Origin of the sequence: Haloprofundus halophilus, assembly GCF_003439925.1 — an archaeon.
GTDB lineage: Archaea > Halobacteriota > Halobacteria > Halobacteriales > Haloferacaceae > Haloprofundus > Haloprofundus halophilus.
Window position 1 is genome coordinate 1 of sequence record NZ_QQRR01000001.1, and the last position, 17,614, is coordinate 17,614.

The following is a 17,614-nucleotide window of genomic DNA, read 5'->3' on the forward strand; positions in this document are numbered from 1 at the left end:
CTATCCGCTACGAGTCTGAACTCGTACAACTAGCATGGCTAAATCGGACCCCGATAGCAATGACCTCCGGCAGGATCAACCGGAATGTTCCTGACCCGAATGGGTCAGGGGGTGGCGGGATTTGCTCTCTGACGAGAGCGAATCACCGTTATAGGTATTGCATGGTCCGAGTTCGGCGACGGGACCGTCGGTCGGTCGGGTGTCACCGAACTACGTTGGCTCACATCAGATTCCGTCTGTACGGCGGACCGCAGGGGCGGAATCCTCATTTCCTTCGGACCTGAACCAATGCGATTGTCGGGTATAAACCCGTCGAATCTCGTTGGCGGTCCGTGATTGGTGACCGGCTTGAACGGCCACCGAACCACACTGCGTCTTGCTGCATTTCTATTGAGTGGAACGTAGAACTTAACGCTGTTGATTCACTCCTATCTACGAAAAATATCCACGAATTCGAGTTACCGTTCAACGTGGTACTCACCGGCACGGTACAGATCAGTTCTCAGTCGATGCGACACCGTAGCACTCGGCGGGTGGAGAGCGGATGGACGCGATAGTAATATTATCATTCGCACGCATGTGTGAGACAAGATTCGTGTCGGTTTATAAGGCCGGGGCGAGGAAACCAGACCGAACAATGACGACGCCGGCAGATTCAATCGAGATACAGAACGTAGTCGCATCGACTGGTATTGGACAAGAGCTCGACCTGGAGGCGCTCGCAGAGGACCTTCCCGGGGCGGATTTCAACCCGGATAACTTCCCCGGTCTCGTCTACCGGACGCAGAATCCGAAGGCGGCCGCACTCATCTTCCGCTCCGGGAAGATCGTCTGTACTGGTGCCAAGAGCATCGACGACGTCCACGAGGCGCTCGGGATAATCTTCGAGAAACTCCGTGACCTGCGTATTCCCGTCGAGGAGAGCCCCGAGATCACCGTCCAGAACATCGTCTCCAGCGCGGACCTCGGCCACAATCTCAACCTCAACGCGCTCGCGATCGGTCTCGGTCTCGAGGACGTCGAGTACGAACCCGAGCAGTTCCCGGGACTCGTCTACCGTATGGACCACCCGGAGGTCGTCATTCTGCTGTTCGGGAGCGGGAAAATCGTCATCACGGGCGGCAAACGAACCGACGACGCCGAGACAGCGGTCGAAGAGATCGTCGAACGAATTCAGAACCTCGGTCTACTCGGCTGACCGACGACGAACGCGTCGACGACGCTATCACGCGAGACGTGACCGGACCCTGCGAGGCGGCCGGAGGAGGTCGGCCGCAGCATCGTCTCGGACAAAACCGTCAAATACGGGGGGCAAAAAGAGTCGAGTGGATGACCGCACGCGAGGATATCGCGTTCCTCGTCGGTTCGGCGAGTCGAGTCGCTGTACTCGAACAACTCCAGCGCACGCCACAGCGACCGATAGAACTCGCGGAGACGTGTCCCTGCACGCGCGAGACCGTTCAGCGCGCCCTCGCGGGGTTCACCGAACGAGGGTGGGTCGAGAAGCGTTCGCCGCAGTACCATCTCACACTCGGCGGTGAACTCGTGTTGGATCGGTACCACGCGCTCGTCGAAGCGAACGAGGACGCGAGACGCATCGCTCCGTTCGCCGCGAACGTCTGCGACTCGCTCACCGACCTCTCACACGAGGTGTGCCAGCGCGCGACGATAACCGTCGGAACGTCGGAGGACCCACACGCGCCCATCCACCGATTTCTCTCCGTGCTCGGCACGGATTCCGTCGGCCGGTTCCGCGGGATGACACCCATCGTAAGCCGAGTGTTCAACGAGGCGGCAGCGCGAGTCATCGCACCGAACACCGAGATGGAACTGGTCGTCGACACGTCAGTGCTCGAAGCCTCGCCCGCGGTCGACCCGGAGGCGACCGAGCGAGCGGCCGAACTCGACCAGTTCTCGCTGTATCTATCGCCCTCGCCGATCGACGTCGGCCTCGCGTTGTTCGACGGTTACGCGTGGTTGGGCGCGTACGACACCGGAAACCTGGTCGCGTGCCTCGACGGCGACGACCCGGAACTGGTCGAGTGGGTAGAAAGCGAGTACCAGAGTGTCCGCGAAACGGCCAGCGAGGTCGATCCGGTCTCGACGACACTCTCGGAGTAGCGGGAGAACGGTTGGCGGAGACGGTGACGTCGGCACCCGAGTCGAGGCCGGTGTGATGGCCCCCGTCACGCGTGATGGTTTCGGCTACATAGTCAGTGAGAAAATATATAACAGCCTCCGACGACGAGCAAAACGCAGTCACCGTTCGCTGACCAGTTTCGGCCCTCCCACCGATTCAGAGCGCGGAGACGACTACGAATCGCCGTTTTCGGTCAGAACTTCTTTCACTACTTCGGGATTTTCGAGTAGTTGGTGTTTCGTGTAGCTGCCCTCGGCGCTGCCGCCGCTGTGTTTCGACTGTTCGATGATGTCGAGAAACGCGTGTTCTTTCAGTAAGTCGCGAACGCGACGAAGCGAGAGGCTGTCCGACCCCTCCTGTCGACAGATACTCTCGTAAATCTCGTACACGCGACTGGTCCTGAACCCGTCCTTCCGCTGATTCGACAGCGAGAGAACCGCGAGCGCCTGCAGAACGTAGCGCGAGTGCGGTGTCGACCCGCGGATGAGTTCACGGAAGCGGTCCGTCTCCGCGCGTTCGCGCGCTTGCGTGACGTAGATCTCCTTGACCGTCGGTGCGCCGTTCGACTGCGCAATCTCACCGGCGTATCGAAGGATGTCGATAGCCTTCCGCGCGTCACCGTGTTCGCGCGCCGCGAGTGCCGCCGCCCGTGGAATCGTCGACGGGTCGAGGACGCCGTCGCGGAACGCGTCGCTGCGAGCGTCCATGATATCGCGGAGCTGGTTGGCGTCGTACGGCGGAAAGACGAACTCGCGCTCGCAGAGGCTGCTCTTGACGCGTTCGTCCATCCGGTCTTTGTACTGTATCTTGTTGCTGATGCCGATGACGCCGAGTTTACAGTTCTCGATCTTGCCGGCCTCGCCCGCACGCGAGAGTTGCATGAGGATGTCGTCGTTCTCCAGTTTGTCTATCTCGTCTAAGATGATGAGGACGACGTCGTACGTCACGTCCAAGATTCGCCACAGGCGCTTGTAGTACGTCGCCGTGCTGAGGCCCTTGTCGGGGACTTTGATGTCGGTGAGTTCCGACTGGTTGACGCTGTCGGCGATAGTCTGGACCGCCTGCGTCTCGGTCGTGTCCTGCGCGCAGTCGACGTAGGCGAACGTCGCGTTGACCGCCTCCTCGCTCGCAGTTTCGACGAGTCGTTGGGAGACGTACTTCGCGCAGAGCGACTTTCCGGTTCCCGTCTTCCCGTAGATGAGGACGTTGCTGGGACTCTGTCCGAAGATGGCGGGGTTTACCGCCGTCGCGAGGTCCGAGATCTCGTCGTCGCGGCCGACGATTCGACCCTCACCCGGCAGGTGGCTGATCTCGAGTAGCTCTTTGTTGGCGAATATCGGGTCCTCGCGCGTGAAGAGGTCGTCCCCTGCGTCCGGCATACCCGAGCACACCACGTTTCCGGTGAAATGGTTTCGGATTTCCGACCGTCGACACACACACCACGTTTCCGGTGAACGGGGTCAAAGGTGAGGAGAGGGTCCACACGAAACGGGGGTTTCGGTTCACCGGAAACGAGGTGACCCCTCCCTTCCCGGAAGATTCCAACCGGCGGGGGTCGCGAACTACAGGTGCAACGACGGAGGTGAACGTTCGGAGGATCGGAGTAAACAGTGAGTACAGGGAACGAGAAACGAGGAGTACAGAATGTGATGGGTTCAGACCGGGCAACGACTGCGGAGATTAGAACCAACGACTACGGAGTTAGAACTAACGACTACGGAGATTAGAATTCAACATCTCGGGAGGACGGCCGGAGGCGAATCGAACCGTCGAGCCAGCCAGTCCGATGCTCCCTGCACCGGTCGCACACGAAGTGCGTCGTCGGTCTCTGCGGTACGTCGTCGGTCTCTGAGAGTTCTTCGTAAACTACCCGCAGAACGCTTCACCGACCGTCGATTCATCTGGAACCCGTTCGCAACCTCACTCGATAGAACTACTGCAACCGATTTACTGGACTGTTGTAGGTTACGTGTGATAAATCAGTAGGTTATCGAAGCGGTTCTCATCGACAGACCACCGGCGAATATCTCCTATAACGACAACCGTCCCTCCCCCTCTCGTTCGGTGCACCGTTTCTGAGCGACGTTTCTTTCCCGTTCACCGGAAACGTGGTGTGTCCGCGCCCGCCTGGACACTCGTGCACCTATTCCCGTTTAATCGTAAAACACCACAGTTCGTCCTCCGAACTGTAGAACGTCACCTCTCGTCGGACGCTACGGATTCTTCCTCGATACGCTTTCACCGGAAACGTGGTGTGCGACACTCTGGCTTACTCGTACCTACTCGCACCTACTCTTACCTACTCGGACACTCGTGCTTGCTCGTACTTGCCCGCACTTGCCCGCACTTGCCCGCGGACACCCCGTTTCTCACTCTCGCGTGTTCCGTAACGAGTCTCTGGTACCGACAACCTCTGGTACTGACAGCCTCTGGTACCGACAACCCCTGGTACCCACAACCTCTGAGTCTACAACGAGTCTGTGACGGACCACTCCAAGTGGATACACTCCACTGTGCGACGCCGTGCGCAGCGTCTCAGAGCGAACATCAGTTCTCGCCGAGGCGATCTCAGATTTCACCGGAAACAAGGTGTCTGTCAAACGTAGATACAGAGACTTCCTCGACTTTCACCGGAAACTCGGTGTCTCTCACACTCTCCCCGGCATCTACTCGAAATTCACCGGAAATTCGGTGACGATTGACCTTGTACGTGAGAGGTCGATTGTGCGTGAGAGGTCGACTGCGGTGTGGAATCGCGTGTCCGGGCTTCTACTGCGGTCCGTCACAATCTCACATTCACCGGAAACGCGGTGTGGGACACGCTCGTCGGGCCGCGCCCGTCGCCGCGGTTCTCTACCCACAGACACGGAGCCGTACACCGTACTCGTGAACCCTCTCGACGGTGTTTCACTGACTGCCGGTGGGCGTAACAGTCAATATCGGGCGGAGGTATACGTGTCAACAGTGGCCACTCGACACGGCGGTCAACGCGTCGAATCGCCGAGCATCCGCTCGAAACGAACGCCACACGACCCGCCGCTCAGAGACCCGACTCTCTACGCGCTCACCGACCATTTCCGCGAGCGACTGCGACAGCCGGGTCGATACGTCTCACTCTCTACGGTGAGCGACGCCATCGAGTACGGACAGCTTCGGTGGAACCGGACCGAGGGGTGGCGATTCGCCCTCGTCCGCAACGGCGTCCGGTTCCTCGTCGTCGTCGGCGACACGGAGACGACCTCGCCGGTCGTGGTCACCGCGTGGACCGAAATCGACGATTGGGACGAGGCGATGGCCGCAGACCGCTGGACGGCCGACGACGTTCACACGATTCGTCTCAGAGCCGCACTCAGCGAGGAGTCCGACTGCCGGATTCCGTCACGCATCCGTCCGCGAATCGTCGAACGCCCGTTCGAGATGGGCGAACACCGACTCACGACCGCCGCAGGCGACGGCCACGTCGAGTGTTGCGACTGCCGAGGTCGGTTCCGGTCGAAACGACAGTTGCTCACGACCGCCTGTCGTCGGGGCTAAGCGCATCCCACAGTTCGCGACCCTGTCGTCGGGCGTTTACCACGCCGCTGCTTGGACATCGCCGTTTCGACATCTCGACGGTACCGCCGTTTCCACATCCCGACGGTACCGCCATTTCGTGCGTTCGATTGCGCGATCATCCCGACGTTCGAGGATTCAGTATTGTTGACAATCAAGACCCCGAGAGTGTCCGGTGGAGGCTCTACAAGCGGAAATATAACTACTCAGAGTACGAACGTACGGTATCGTCCGCCGAGGGGAGGATGAGCCTCGGAGGCGGGAGAGCTCACTATGCGAAAACCAGCATTCGGGAGAGCAGCAACACGAACACGACGGGCAGTGTTGCGAGTCGTCTGGCCGGCCGTCGAGTCGGTTCGCTCGGGAATCGACTGGACCGAGACTCGACTCGCCTCGGAGCGGTCGAGTCGGTCCTGGCAGCGCGTCTGGCTCACGCGAAACGAGGTACGGTGGCGCAAGGCCGGCACCGTCGTCGAGTGTTTCGGCGTCGCCGACGGCTACCTCGCGACCGTCGAGTACACCGACAGGGACGTGACGTGGCAACTCACGAAAGGACCCGTTCCGCTCGCCAGTGCACTGGCCGTCAGCGCCCTCTATCTCCAGTACGGAGTGACGCCGCACGTCGACACCGACGGTCGGATGTTCGTCGCCGTCGTCGACGGCCGCCCCGTCGAAGCGTTCCGGAACTTCGCGGAGAAACCGTTCGAGTACAGCTATCTCGACGGCTACAGTTCGCTCGACGAACTCCCGAACTGGGTCGACCGGACCGATATCGAATCCGTCTACAGCCGACTCGAAAAACGGCACCGACGCGAACTCCCGCCGGAGTGAGACCCCCGGTCTGATCGACTGTCGGATATCGTCTATGACTCTCGTCGTGCATCCGATTCCCGAAAAGTCACTTCTCTCCGAGCGTTGGCGCCAGAAAAATCGCTTCCCCCGAACGTCGACCCCAGAAGAACGTCGACCCCAGAAGAACGTCGACTCCAGAAGGGTCACTCCTTTTCGAGTGTCGACCCCCGAGTCCCCCGTGTCGGTCACGCCGTCGACCGGCCCGACGACGACACCTTCGGACTCGCGGACGTGAAGTTCCGCCCACGGTGCGCGGTCATATCGACTCGGTTTCGAGAGAGTCGGAAGCGGTTTTCCGTCGGCGTTCCTACCAGGGACGATGACCGACGACCACGGCGATGAGAGCCGCCGAGACGCGGTATCGACGCCGCCGAGCGCCGACGGCGCCGACGGTGACAACGAAGACGACTCCGTCACCCTCGACTCCTTCTACGATGCGCTGCAGGCCGAAGGGCGACCAGTCGTCACCGCACAGCAGGTCGCTCGCCGACTCGACGTCTCGCAGGCTGACGCCGTCGACGCGCTCGACGCGCTCGCCGGCGCCGGAACCGTCCAGCGCGTCGACGTCGAGTCCGACCCAGTCGTTTGGTATCCGACGCAGTGGAGCGACGTCGCCGCGCGCGAACGGGTCATCCTCTTCCCCGAACGCCGCGAAATCGTCGTCGACCGACCCGAGCAGTACACCCGCGCGCAACTGTCGCAGTTCGCGCACCTCGTCGATACGACCGGCGGCGACACCGACGAACGCGGCTACCTCTACACGATTCGGACCGAGGACGTCTGGCAGGCCCCCTTCGACGAGTTGGACGGCTTGCTGCGGAGCATGCGGTCGGTGCTGCCGCGGCGCTCGCCGCACCTCGAGGAGTGGGTCGAACGGCAGTGGAAACGCGCCCACCAGTTCACCCTCAAAACCCACGAGGACGGCTACGTCGTCCTCGAAGCGGCCAACGAGGACCTGATGGGTAACGTCGCCCGCGAGAAGCTCACCGAACAGCACCTCCACGCCCCGATCTCCGACACCGAGAGCTGGGTCCGCGAGGGGGAGGAGGCGGCTATCAAACGCGTCCTCTACGAGGCCGGCTACCCCGTCACGGACGAGCGCGACCTCGACACCGGCGACCCGCTCGAAATCGAACTCGACGTCGAGTTACGCGACTACCAGCAGAACTGGGTCGACCGCTTCGTCGACCAGCGGTCGGGCGTCCTCGTCGGCCCACCTGGCAGCGGCAAGACCATCGCCGGCATGGGGGTGCTCGCGGCCGTCGGCGGCGAAACCCTGATTCTCGTTCCGAGCCGGGAACTCGCCGGCCAGTGGCGACAGGAACTGCTCGAACACACGACGCTCACAGACGCGCAGATCGGCGAGTATCACGGCGGGACAAAGGAGATTCGACCGGTCACTATCGCCACCTACCAGACCGCGGGGATGGACCGCCACCGCCAACTGTTCGACTCGCGCGCGTGGGGACTCATCGTCTACGACGAGGTCCACCACATCCCGAGTCGCGTGTTCAGACGCAGCGCCGACCTCCAGACGAAGCACCGACTCGGGCTGTCGGCGACGCCGATCCGCGAGGACGACAAGGAAGAGGACATCTTCACGCTCGTCGGCCCGCCCATCGGCACCGACTGGGGGAAACTGTTCGACGCCGGCTTCGTTCAGGAGCCGGAAGTCGAGATTCGGTACGTCCCGTGGACCGACGAGATGGCCGAAAACGAGTACCGAAGCGCCGACGGCCGCGAGCGCTACAAACTCGCGGCGCTCAACCCCGCGAAAGTCGACGAGGTTCGCCACCTGCGCGGACAGCATCTGGACGCGAAAGCCCTGATTTTCGTCGATTGGCTCGAACAGGGCGAGGCGCTCGCAGACGCGCTCGACGCGCCGTTCATCAGCGGCGAGATGCCGCACTACCGCCGCCAACAGCTCCTCCGGCAGTTCCGCGACTCCGACGGGGACCTGCGGACGCTCGTCGTCTCCCGCGTCGGCGACGAGGGTATCGACCTCCCGAACGCCGAGGTCGCTATCGTCGCCTCCGGTCTCGGCGGGTCGCGGCGACAGGGCGCACAGCGCGCCGGCCGGACGATGCGGCCCGCGGGCAACGCCCTGGTGTACGTGCTCGCCACCCGCGGGTCGCCGGAGGAGGACTTCGCCGAACGCCAACTGCGGCATCTCGCGGAGAAAGGAATCCGCGTCCGCGAGTCGGGTGCGTGGCCGACCGGCGGCGAGGAGTAGGACCCCGGCGAACCGACCCGCCGCGGGTTGTCGTCGCACCACTGATTTCTACCGAGACGCCTCCCGTACCGACCGGGGTCCGACGCTGTCACTTCGCACGACGCAGTTCGAGAATCGAACGGAGCTATCCGAGCGACTCGCGGCATCCGAGTTAGCGTTCCGACGACTCGTCTTCCTCGGCCGAGTCGCAGTCGGTCAGTCCCGATTCGACGTCCTCGTCGTCCCGCCGTCCCTCGACGTGTTCACTTTCTTCCGCACCGTTCTCGTCTGTCTCGTCTCGGCGTGTGTCCGCTCCGTCTCGTTCGGCGTCACTGAGGGAGATATCGATTCGACCTTCGGCCCACACGGTCACTGTCCGTCCATCGAAGTCGAACGTGAGGTGCCCGTTTCGTTCGGCGGTCGTTCTGGAATCCCGCTGGAAAATCGTATCTATCGCATCGGGGTCGACCGTCCCGTACAGCGGTTCGATGTCGTTGGTGTCTCTGCCTTCGATTTCCGCTAGCGCGCCGACGAGCACGATGCTCGGAACGTCCCGCGCTCGGTCGAACTCGACGCTGTACTGGTTCCTCTCGGGGTCGTAGCTGATGTCTCTCTGTCTATCTCCGCCTGACTGCCCGGACATTTTTATTTCTCAAACCCTCACCTTTACAGAAAGGCTCCAGATATATAACCGGAGCGCCTAATCACGCAAATAACGCTCGACCGCTCGACCGCTCGACCGACCCTCCTTTTTGGGGACGAATCTATCTTTTCTGCCGACGCCCGCGCCGTTCGCTTTCGTGAGACGGTCAGACGATGAGACAGTCAGATGATCTTATAGTCGGGTTTTCTGACAGTGGTATAATCTGATGATTAGATGGTCCGATAGTCAGACAGTCAACACCCTACGCGAGGGCTGTCCGGTCGACACCCTACACGCGGGGACTTTCCGGTTGACACCCTACGCGGGGCTGTGACGGTCGATATCTACGAGAGTGCCGCTTCGAGCGCGTCCATCGCTCGGTCGACCTTCTCGATATCCGCTCCGTGGCCCATGTGGCCAACGCGGATGACGTCGTCGGCGAGGTCACCCAGCCCGGTCGAGAGAATCACGTCGTGTTCCTCGGCCAGCGTGCGTTGCAACTCGCTCGCTCGACCCGGGACGTGAAACGCCGTCACCGTCGGCGAGGGCCGTGCGCTGTCGGCGAACAGCTCCAGACTCATCTCCTCTCCGCGCTCGCGACACACCTCCGCGGCGGCGACGTGGCGGTCGTACACCGCGTCTAACCCCTCTTCGAGGAGCAGGTCGACGGCGGCGTCGAGCGCCGCGACGTTCGCGGTCAGATGCGTGTAGGGGAACTCCTCGCTCACGTCGCGCCACGGCAGGAAGTTCGTGTACAGCGACGAGGGGTCGCGAGCCTCCATCGCCGCCCACGCCTCGTCGCTGATGGCGGCCGTCGTCAGCCCCGGCGGCGCGCTGAAGCACTTCTGCGACCCGCCGAGGCACACGTCGATACGCTCCGTCGGGACGGGTGTCCCGCCGAGCGACGAGACGGCGTCGACGACGGAGAGCACGCCGTGGTCGTCCAGCGCGTCCAACACGGGTTCGAGGTTCGTGAGCGTCCCCGTGGGCGTCTCGCAGTGAACCATCGTCGCGAACTCGAACGGTTCGTCCAGTTCCTCGCTCCGTTCGAGCGCCGCCTCCACGGCGTCGACGTCGAGCGCCTCCGTGTGTTCGACGCCGACGAGCGTCGGTTCTCCGCCGTAGTTCTCCACGAAGTCGGCGAACCCGTCACCGTAGAGTCCGTTCGAGATGCAGAGCACGCGGTCGCCGGGTTCGACGAGCGAGGCGACGGCGGCTTCCAACCCCAGAATCCCCTCGCCGCCGGGGACGACGACGTCGTGGTCGGCGTCGTACACCTCGGCGAGTTTCTCGCACAGGCCCTCGTAACGGACGCGGAAGCGCTCCTCCACGTCGGGGTTCGGCTGCTCGCGCGCCATCGCGCGTCGAACGGGTTCCGGAACGGCGGTCGGACCGGGCGTGAGTAGCATACTCGTGTCTCCGCGCTTCGGAACTTTAGCCCGTCGGTGGCGGCGGCGATTTCGCCCTCTACTCCGTTCGTTCGTTCTCCCCTCCACTCCGTTCGTTCGTTCTCCCCTCCACTCCGTTCGTTCGTTCTCCCCTCCACTCCGTTCGTCCGTTCTTTCCTCTACCCTCGTCCGTTCTTCTCCCTGCCCTCGTTCTTTCCTCTACCCTCGTTCTTTCCTCTACCCTCGTTCTTTCCTCTACCCTCGTCCGTTCTTCCCTCTACCCCCGTTCGTCCTCCCTCTTTATCCGCCATCCTCGCGTCGGCCGCGACGGGAAGACACATGTCCCGCCCGTTCGCAGAGTGGGCCATGACCGGCAAGTTCACGCCCGACGACCTCGCCGCCTACGTCTTCTCGCGGACGGGCGCACCGAACGACGACCTACTCGTCGGCCCGGCGTTCGGCGAGGACGCCGCCGCCGTGCGAGTCGGCGGCGAGACGCTCGTCGTCAGCACCGACCCGATCTCGCTGGCCGCCGAACGAATCGGGACGCTCGGCGTCGCCATCGTCTCCAACGACGTGGCCGCCTGCGGCGGCGTTCCGGAGTGGCTGACCTGCACGATTCTCCTGCCCGACGACGACCCGGCGCTGCTCGACACCATCACCGCTCAACTCGACGCCGAAGCGAACCGGCTCGGTATCACTATCGTCGGCGGTCACAGCGAGTCCGTCTCGGCGCTCTCTCGGCCGCTTCTCTCGCTGACCTGCGCCGGCGCCGCCGACCGGTACGTCTCGACCGGCGGCGCGCGACCGGGCGACCGAGTCCTCCTGACCAAGGCCGCCGGTATCGAGGGAACCGCCGTGCTCGCGTCGGACTTCGCCGACGAGTTCGACCTCCCCGCGGACCTCGTCGCCGACGCGACGTCGTTCTTCGACGACCTGAGCGTCATCCCGGACGCGGCGGCGCTCGAACCGTTCGCGGCGGCGATGCACGACCCGACCGAGGGCGGCGTCGCCGCCGGTCTCACCGAGATGGCCGTCGCCAGCGACGCCGTGCTCTCGGTCGACCCCGGCGACGTTCCCATCCGTCCCGAAACCCGCCGACTCTGCGACGCAGCGGACGTCGACCCGCTCCGAATTCTCGGGTCGGGCGCACTCGTCGCCACCGTCTCCGAGACAGCCGTCGACGAAGCGCTGGCGGCGCTGAGTGACGCAGGTGTCGACGCCGCGGAAATCGGCACCGTCGAGCGACCAGAAGACACGGACTACGAAGCGGCTGGACTCCGCCTCGGCGACGAGTTCCTCGCGTCGCCGCCGGCGGACGACATGTACGCGCTCTGGGACTGAGTTCCCGCGGCGCCCGTCCGAATCGACTCAGAACTCCTCGGGTTCCTCCCACCGCGCCTCGGGGTCGACCGGTTCGACGGCCCGGCGAATCTGTTCCTCCGTGTAGTCGATGTCGTCTAACACCATGGCGAGGCGCTGCCAGCGCGCGCTCAACTCGCTTTCTCCCTCGGGGCCGACGCGCGCGCCGCGGGTTTTGAAGAACTCCGTTCCCCGCCCGCGTTTCGATCCCTCGCCGGTGTGACCGTCGAAGACGGCGTCGAACGTCCCGCCGGCTTCGAGGTCGCCGACCGGGAAGTCGTGGGCGGGGTCCTCGCCGCGTTCGCGTGCCGCCGCCCGCTCCTCGGCGACCTTTCGGAAGTACTCGTCGGCGTTCGACGCCTCGCGGGTCGACGGGGCGCGCGCGGCCGCCAGCGCGGCGTGGATGGCGCAGAGGCGGCCCTCCCACGAGTCCATCGACCACCGGTCGGTCGCGAGCTCCTCGTAGCGCTCGATGGTCAGCGCCACCTCGTCGCCCGCGCGGAGGTCCTCGACGACGTAGAGGTTGAGGCGGTCCCAGAGGTTCCAGCCGAACCCCGAGCGCGCGAGTTCCCACGCCGCCCACGCGGCGACCTCCTCGTCGGACCGCCTGACGGCCTTCTGGAGCAGGCTCGACACGACGTACCGGCTGTAGCCGCCGTCGGTCTCGTTCTCCGCTTTCTCCTCGCCGAAGTCGTTTTCCCCGGTCGCTTCCGGCGGCGTGTCCGCCCGGAGGCTCCCGTCGGACCCGAACGTCGCCTGTCGCTCGTCGGTCATGCTGAACCGACGGCGCGGCGACGTAATCAACGCTCTGCACTCGGGTCGCCCGCGGGAGATTTCGACCGGTGTAACTACCGTTAAGTCGCTTCCGCAAGACCGTCCACGAGAACCGTGATTCCCGCCTCGCTCGCCGGGCCCGCGCCGCTTTCGGACCGTCTCTCGCCGGCGCGTCGGCGATGACCGACCCGATATCGAACGAGACGCTCTTGGAATCCGCCGAGCGACTCTGCGAGACGTACCGAGAGGCGGCGACCGAGCGCCTCCGCGACGGCGACGTCGCCGTAGTCGACGCGGCCGAGAGATGGACGGCGTTCGTCCGGCACCACCACGGCGCGGTGTTCGACGCCGCCGACCGAGCGGCCGACGCCGCGGTACTCGAGGACCGAGCGGCCGACGCCCCGACGGAACGCACAGTCTTTCTCGACGTTCTCGCCGCAAATTTCGCCGTTTCACGACTCAGACGTGCGGTCGAATCCGCGTTCGACGCCGACTGTCGGTCGTCGCCCCCGCCCGATTGCGTCGACGTGAACGCCGACTTCACCACGGCGTTCGACGCCGTCCACCGACTCGTTCGCGACGATTTCGACGACGAGAGCGCGGCGCGACTCGCACGACTCGAATCTGCAGAGCCGGTCATCCTCGACTCGCTGGAACCGACCGCCGTCGGCCACCTCTACGAGCGAATCGTCTCCCGGCGCGCGCGACTCTCACTCGGCGAGTACTACACGCCCCGGGGCCTCGCCGAACTGGCGCTCCCGGCCGACTGCGCCGGCGAGACGGTACTGGACCCCGCGTGCGGTGCCGGCGTCTTCCTCGCCGCGGCCGTCGACCGAAAACGGATGGCGCTTTCGGACCTCACGCCCCGAGAGACGCTCGACCGAATCACCTCGACCGTCGTCGGCGTCGACCTCAACCCGGTCGCCGTCCGCTGCGCTCGCCTCGCGTATCTCCTGACGCTGACGCCGCTTCTCGCCGCCGTCGACTCGCCGACGGTCGAACTCCCCGTCTACTTGGGGGATTCGTTGGGCCTCGGCGGGGAGTCGGCCGTTCCCGCCCGGACCGCCTCGCCGACGACCGACCTCCGCGCCGACGTGCTCGTCGGGAATCCGCCGTGGCTCACGTGGGAGCGACTCAGCGAACGCGCGCGCTCGCGGTGGCGCGAACACCACATCGACCGTTTGGACCTCCTGCCGCGACGAGGTGCCGAACGGCTGCTCGGCCACGCCAACGACGACCTGTCGGTGCCGTTCGTCTGGGTCTGCATCGAGCGCTATCTCGAAGAGGGCGGCCGCGCGGCGTTCGTGCTCAAACGCGACCTCCGAAGCGGGCCGGCGGGGCGACTGCTCAGGCAACTCCGCGTCGGCGACCGCCCGCTCTCGCTGCGCCGCGTCGAGGATTTCGGTGCTCTCGCGCCGTTCGGCGACCAAGTGCGCGCGGCGGCGGCGTTGTACGAGTTCACCGCCGACGCCGACACCGAGTTTCCGGTGAGTTTTCGCACGTGGCGAGCACGGAGCGACCCCGACGCCCCCGCCCCGCCCGCGTTCGACAGTCTCGACGCGATGCACCGGACGCTCGACACCGAGACGACGGGACTCGTCCCCGTCGACGTCGACGACCCCGCGGGCTCCTGGGTCCGCGTCGACGCCGAACGCGCGGCGCTCGGCCCGTGCGCCCACGAGATTCGACACGGGCTCAAGGACGACGCGAAGGCGGTGTTCACCGTCGACGACCGACTGGTGTCGGCGCTGGAACTCGACCACCTCTACCCGTACCTCCGCTCGAAACACGTCGTGAAGTTCGGCCTGTTCGGTCACGACCGTCACCTCGTTCCACAGCGGCGCACGAACGAGGAGAACGAGTCGGAACTCGCCCGCGACGCGCCCCGGACGTACGACTACCTCGCGAACCACCGCGAAACGCTCGACGGGCGGGCGTCGACGTGGTTCGACGGCGGACCGTTCTACAACCTGTTCGGACTCGGACCGTACACGTGGGCCGACTACAAGGTCGTCTGGTGCCGCCTCGGATTCAAACCCCACTTCGTCGTCGTCTCGACCGTCGACGACCCCGAACTGGGCGAGAAGACGGTCGTCCCCGGCGACCACTGCATGTTCGTCGCTACCGACGACCGCCGGGAGGCGCACTTTCTCTGCGGGTTGCTCAACTCCGCGCCGTACCAGCGCTGCCTGCGCGAACTCGGCGGCGAGGGGAAGGCCAGCCTCTCGAAAGCGGCCGTCTCGAAGCTCTACCTCCCCGAGTGGCGCGATACTCCCCTCTTTCGCCGCATCGCCGACTGCTCCGAGCGCGCGCACGAAATCGTCCCGGGCCACGTCGACGTGAGCAAGCGCGAGTACAACCGAACGACGATACCCGAACTGGAGGTCGTGACGGGGGAACTCGACCGCGCCGTCGAGCGGTTGCTCGCCGAACGGGATGATAATTCTTAAGTTCGACAGTCGACCTATCTTCGGGTACCGCTCTTAGCTCAGCCTGGCAGAGCAGCCGACTGTAGATCGGCTTGTCCCCCGTTCAAATCGGGGAGAGCGGACTGAACTTCACCACTCGCGAGCGGAGCGAGCAGTGGTGAATGTGAAGGACTGTTCTCCCCGATTTGGGCCGAGAAGTCGCAGCCCGGGAGCGAACGTACTGAGTGACCCGGAATGCCTTCCGGAGTTCAGATCACCGCGGCTTCGCTTTCGCTCGCCACGAGCCCTCGTTCACTACGTTCACGAGGACGGGGAGAGCGGACTTCTCGACTCCTCTCGGGCGATTTTGCCTCTCGAACCGTCGCCGACCACCGTCGAATCGCCGTCGTTTACTCGATGGACCGACGAGTGCCCTCGATGACCGACTTCGCCTACGAACACGACATCGAGGTTCGGTTCCGGGACCTCGACCCGCTCGGCCACGTCAACCACGCCGTCTACGCCAGTTACTGCGAGCAGGCGCGCATCCGCTACCTCCGGGAAGTGCTCGGCCTCACCGCCGACGACCTGCCGATGGTCGTCGCCAACCTCGAACTGAACTACCGGAAACCCGTCACCTTCGACGACGACCTCACGGCGGCCGTCGCCGTGACCTCCCTCGGCGAGTCGAGTTTCACGATGACGTACGAACTCCGCGCCGCCGACGTCGTCGCCACCGCCGAGACGACGCAGGTGGTCGTCGACCGCGAGACCAAGCGCCCGACGGCGGTTCCGACCGAGTGGCGCGAGCGACTACGCGAGTACGAACCGTCGCTGGAGTGAGCGCGTTACGCGCCCTCCGAGATTCTCACAATCCGCACAAATCACACAATCTTTGTGAATTGTACAATTTGTACAAATTGTGCAAACTCTACAAACTTCACAATTTTTAGAATTTGTTGACTCTGACTTAGCGGCGTCCTCCGTCGAACGACCCGTCGGACGAGCTGACGCCACGTATTTATAGCCGACACGATATTCTCGAGGTATGACTCGGAGTGCACTCGAAGACGACTCGGAGACGTTCGCCTCCCGCGCCGGCGAGCGAGTCCTCCACATCGGCCGCGACCGCCCCATCCGAATCAGCGCGGGTCACCGGCTCATGCATCACGACGGGAAATGTAGCCGCCCGCACGGTCACAACTACGAGATTTCGGTCCGCCTCGTCGGCGACCTCACCGAGGAGGGGTGGGTCGTCGACAAAGGCGAGGTTACGGCGGTCATCGACGAGTGGGACCACATGTTCCTGCTCGAAGACGGCGACCCGCTGGTCGAGGCGTTCGCCGACGCCGGCGACGCCGACGCCACCGTCGTCCTCGACGCGCCGCCGACCGCCGAGGTGATGAGCGTCCTCTTGGAGGAGAAACTCGCTGCAGCGCTGCCCGACACCGTGCGCGACGTCGCCGTCGAAGTGAGCGAGACGAGCGAACTCTGCGGCGGCGGATACTGATGCCGGTTTCTTCGCGAGTCGACGGAAACGGGGACGCCCCCGAAGGCGACGCGCTCCCCATCAACGAACTGTTCGTCTCGCTGCAGGGCGAGGGGAAACTCGCGGGCGTTCCCAGCATCTTCGTCCGGACCAGCGGTTGTAATCTGCGGTGCTGGTTCTGCGACTCCTACCACACCTCGTGGGAACCGACACACGCCTGGATGAGTCTCGACGAGGTGCTGGCCGAGATCGAGTCGTTCGACGCCGATCACGTCGTCCTGACGGGCGGCGAACCCCTGATTCACGACGCGTCGGCGACGCTCCTGCGCGAACTCGCCGACCGTGGCTACCACACGACCGTCGAGACCAACGGCACCATCGTCCCGGACGCGCCGGTCGACCTGGCGAGTATCAGCCCCAAACTCGAAAGTAGCACGCCGACGTCCGACCGAGACCCGAAAGGCGACGGCGAGTGGGCCGAGCGCCACGAAGAGCGCCGCATCGACCTCGACGCACTGGCGTCGCTCGTCGACCGCCACAGTTTCCAGTTGAAGTTCGTCGTCACCGGGCCCGACGACATGCCCGAAGTCGAGTCGCTCGTCGCCGACGTCCGCGAGACGGCGAACACGCCCGTCTACGACGACGACGTGCTGTTGATGCCGGAAGGACAGACCCGCGAACAGTTGGACGGCACGCGCGGCGTCGTCGCCGACCTCGCACTCGAACACGGCTACCGCTACACGCCGCGCGTCCACGTCGACCTGTGGAACGACGCACCCGAGAAGTAACTCCAC

At 64.3% G+C, this 17,614-nt stretch carries 14 protein-coding genes, 1 tRNA gene and 1 rRNA gene; 11 read left to right on the plus strand and 5 right to left on the minus strand.

Features of this window, described 5'->3' with window-relative positions; all coding sequences use genetic code 11:
- Window positions 1–86 (minus strand): 16S ribosomal RNA (locus DV709_RS00005); the annotation flags it as partial.
- A 551-nt stretch (window positions 87–637) separates the two neighbouring features.
- On the opposite strand from DV709_RS00005, the gene DV709_RS00010 reads away from it, so the two are divergent.
- Window positions 638–1,198 carry a TATA-box-binding protein gene (locus DV709_RS00010; RefSeq protein WP_117590941.1) on the plus strand — a complete coding sequence of 187 codons (561 nt, stop codon included), beginning with the start codon at window positions 638–640 and terminating at the stop codon, window positions 1,196–1,198.
- Window positions 1,199–1,329: 131 nt separating this feature from the next.
- A complete protein-coding gene (locus DV709_RS00015) occupies window positions 1,330–2,121 on the plus strand; it encodes a helix-turn-helix transcriptional regulator (protein ID WP_117590942.1) in 792 nt (263 codons plus the stop codon).
- Between the two features lie 192 nt (window positions 2,122–2,313).
- Here the strand turns inward: DV709_RS00015 and DV709_RS00020 are convergent, their stop codons facing one another.
- A complete protein-coding gene (locus DV709_RS00020) occupies window positions 2,314–3,519 on the minus strand; it encodes a Cdc6/Cdc18 family protein (protein WP_117590943.1) in 1,206 nt (401 codons plus the stop codon).
- 1,585 nt (window positions 3,520–5,104) lie between these two features.
- On the opposite strand from DV709_RS00020, the gene DV709_RS00025 reads away from it, so the two are divergent.
- From DV709_RS00025 to DV709_RS00035, 3 genes are all read left to right on the plus strand, one after another.
- Window positions 5,105–5,674: a hypothetical protein gene (locus DV709_RS00025; RefSeq protein WP_232819677.1), complete on the plus strand. Its 570-nt coding sequence runs from the start codon at window positions 5,105–5,107 to the stop codon at window positions 5,672–5,674.
- A gap of 339 nt (window positions 5,675–6,013) precedes the next feature.
- Window positions 6,014–6,523 carry a hypothetical protein gene (locus DV709_RS00030; RefSeq protein WP_117590944.1) on the plus strand — a complete coding sequence of 170 codons (510 nt, stop codon included), beginning with the start codon at window positions 6,014–6,016 and terminating at the stop codon, window positions 6,521–6,523.
- 340 nt (window positions 6,524–6,863) lie between these two features.
- Window positions 6,864–8,777 carry a DEAD/DEAH box helicase gene (locus DV709_RS00035; RefSeq protein ID WP_117590945.1) on the plus strand — a complete coding sequence of 638 codons (1,914 nt, stop codon included), beginning with the start codon at window positions 6,864–6,866 and terminating at the stop codon, window positions 8,775–8,777.
- Between the two features lie 151 nt (window positions 8,778–8,928).
- Here the strand turns inward: DV709_RS00035 and DV709_RS00040 are convergent, their stop codons facing one another.
- Together DV709_RS00040 and DV709_RS00045 are read right to left on the minus strand one after the other, a co-directional pair.
- Window positions 8,929–9,399, minus strand: coding sequence for a HalOD1 output domain-containing protein (locus DV709_RS00040; protein ID WP_117590946.1), 471 nt, complete (start codon window positions 9,397–9,399; stop codon window positions 8,929–8,931).
- A gap of 344 nt (window positions 9,400–9,743) precedes the next feature.
- Entirely contained in the window at window positions 9,744–10,808 is a 1,065-nt protein-coding gene (locus DV709_RS00045; protein ID WP_117590947.1) for a pyridoxal-phosphate-dependent aminotransferase family protein, read from the minus strand.
- Between the two features lie 345 nt (window positions 10,809–11,153).
- Between DV709_RS00045 and DV709_RS00050 the strand changes: the two genes are divergently transcribed.
- Window positions 11,154–12,131: an AIR synthase family protein gene (locus tag DV709_RS00050; protein WP_117593996.1), complete on the plus strand. Its 978-nt coding sequence runs from the start codon at window positions 11,154–11,156 to the stop codon at window positions 12,129–12,131.
- A gap of 27 nt (window positions 12,132–12,158) precedes the next feature.
- Here DV709_RS00050 and DV709_RS00055 read toward each other — a convergent pair whose 3' ends face one another.
- Window positions 12,159–12,923 carry a hypothetical protein gene (locus DV709_RS00055; protein WP_117590948.1) on the minus strand — a complete coding sequence of 255 codons (765 nt, stop codon included), beginning with the start codon at window positions 12,921–12,923 and terminating at the stop codon, window positions 12,159–12,161.
- 179 nt (window positions 12,924–13,102) lie between these two features.
- Between DV709_RS00055 and DV709_RS00060 the strand changes: the two genes are divergently transcribed.
- From DV709_RS00060 to DV709_RS00080, 5 genes are all read left to right on the plus strand, one after another.
- Entirely contained in the window at window positions 13,103–15,373 is a 2,271-nt protein-coding gene (locus DV709_RS00060; RefSeq protein WP_117590949.1) for an N-6 DNA methylase, read from the plus strand.
- 27 nt (window positions 15,374–15,400) lie between these two features.
- A tRNA-Tyr gene (locus tag DV709_RS00065) sits at window positions 15,401–15,474 on the plus strand.
- 274 nt (window positions 15,475–15,748) lie between these two features.
- Window positions 15,749–16,174, plus strand: coding sequence for an acyl-CoA thioesterase (locus DV709_RS00070; RefSeq protein ID WP_232819678.1), 426 nt, complete (start codon window positions 15,749–15,751; stop codon window positions 16,172–16,174).
- A 205-nt stretch (window positions 16,175–16,379) separates the two neighbouring features.
- Window positions 16,380–16,841: a 6-pyruvoyl trahydropterin synthase family protein gene (locus DV709_RS00075; RefSeq protein WP_117590951.1), complete on the plus strand. Its 462-nt coding sequence runs from the start codon at window positions 16,380–16,382 to the stop codon at window positions 16,839–16,841.
- A complete protein-coding gene (locus tag DV709_RS00080) occupies window positions 16,841–17,608 on the plus strand; it encodes a 7-carboxy-7-deazaguanine synthase QueE (RefSeq protein WP_117590952.1) in 768 nt (255 codons plus the stop codon). The genes DV709_RS00075 and DV709_RS00080 overlap by 1 nt, the downstream gene beginning before the upstream one ends.
- Window positions 17,609–17,614: the final 6 nt, after the last annotated feature.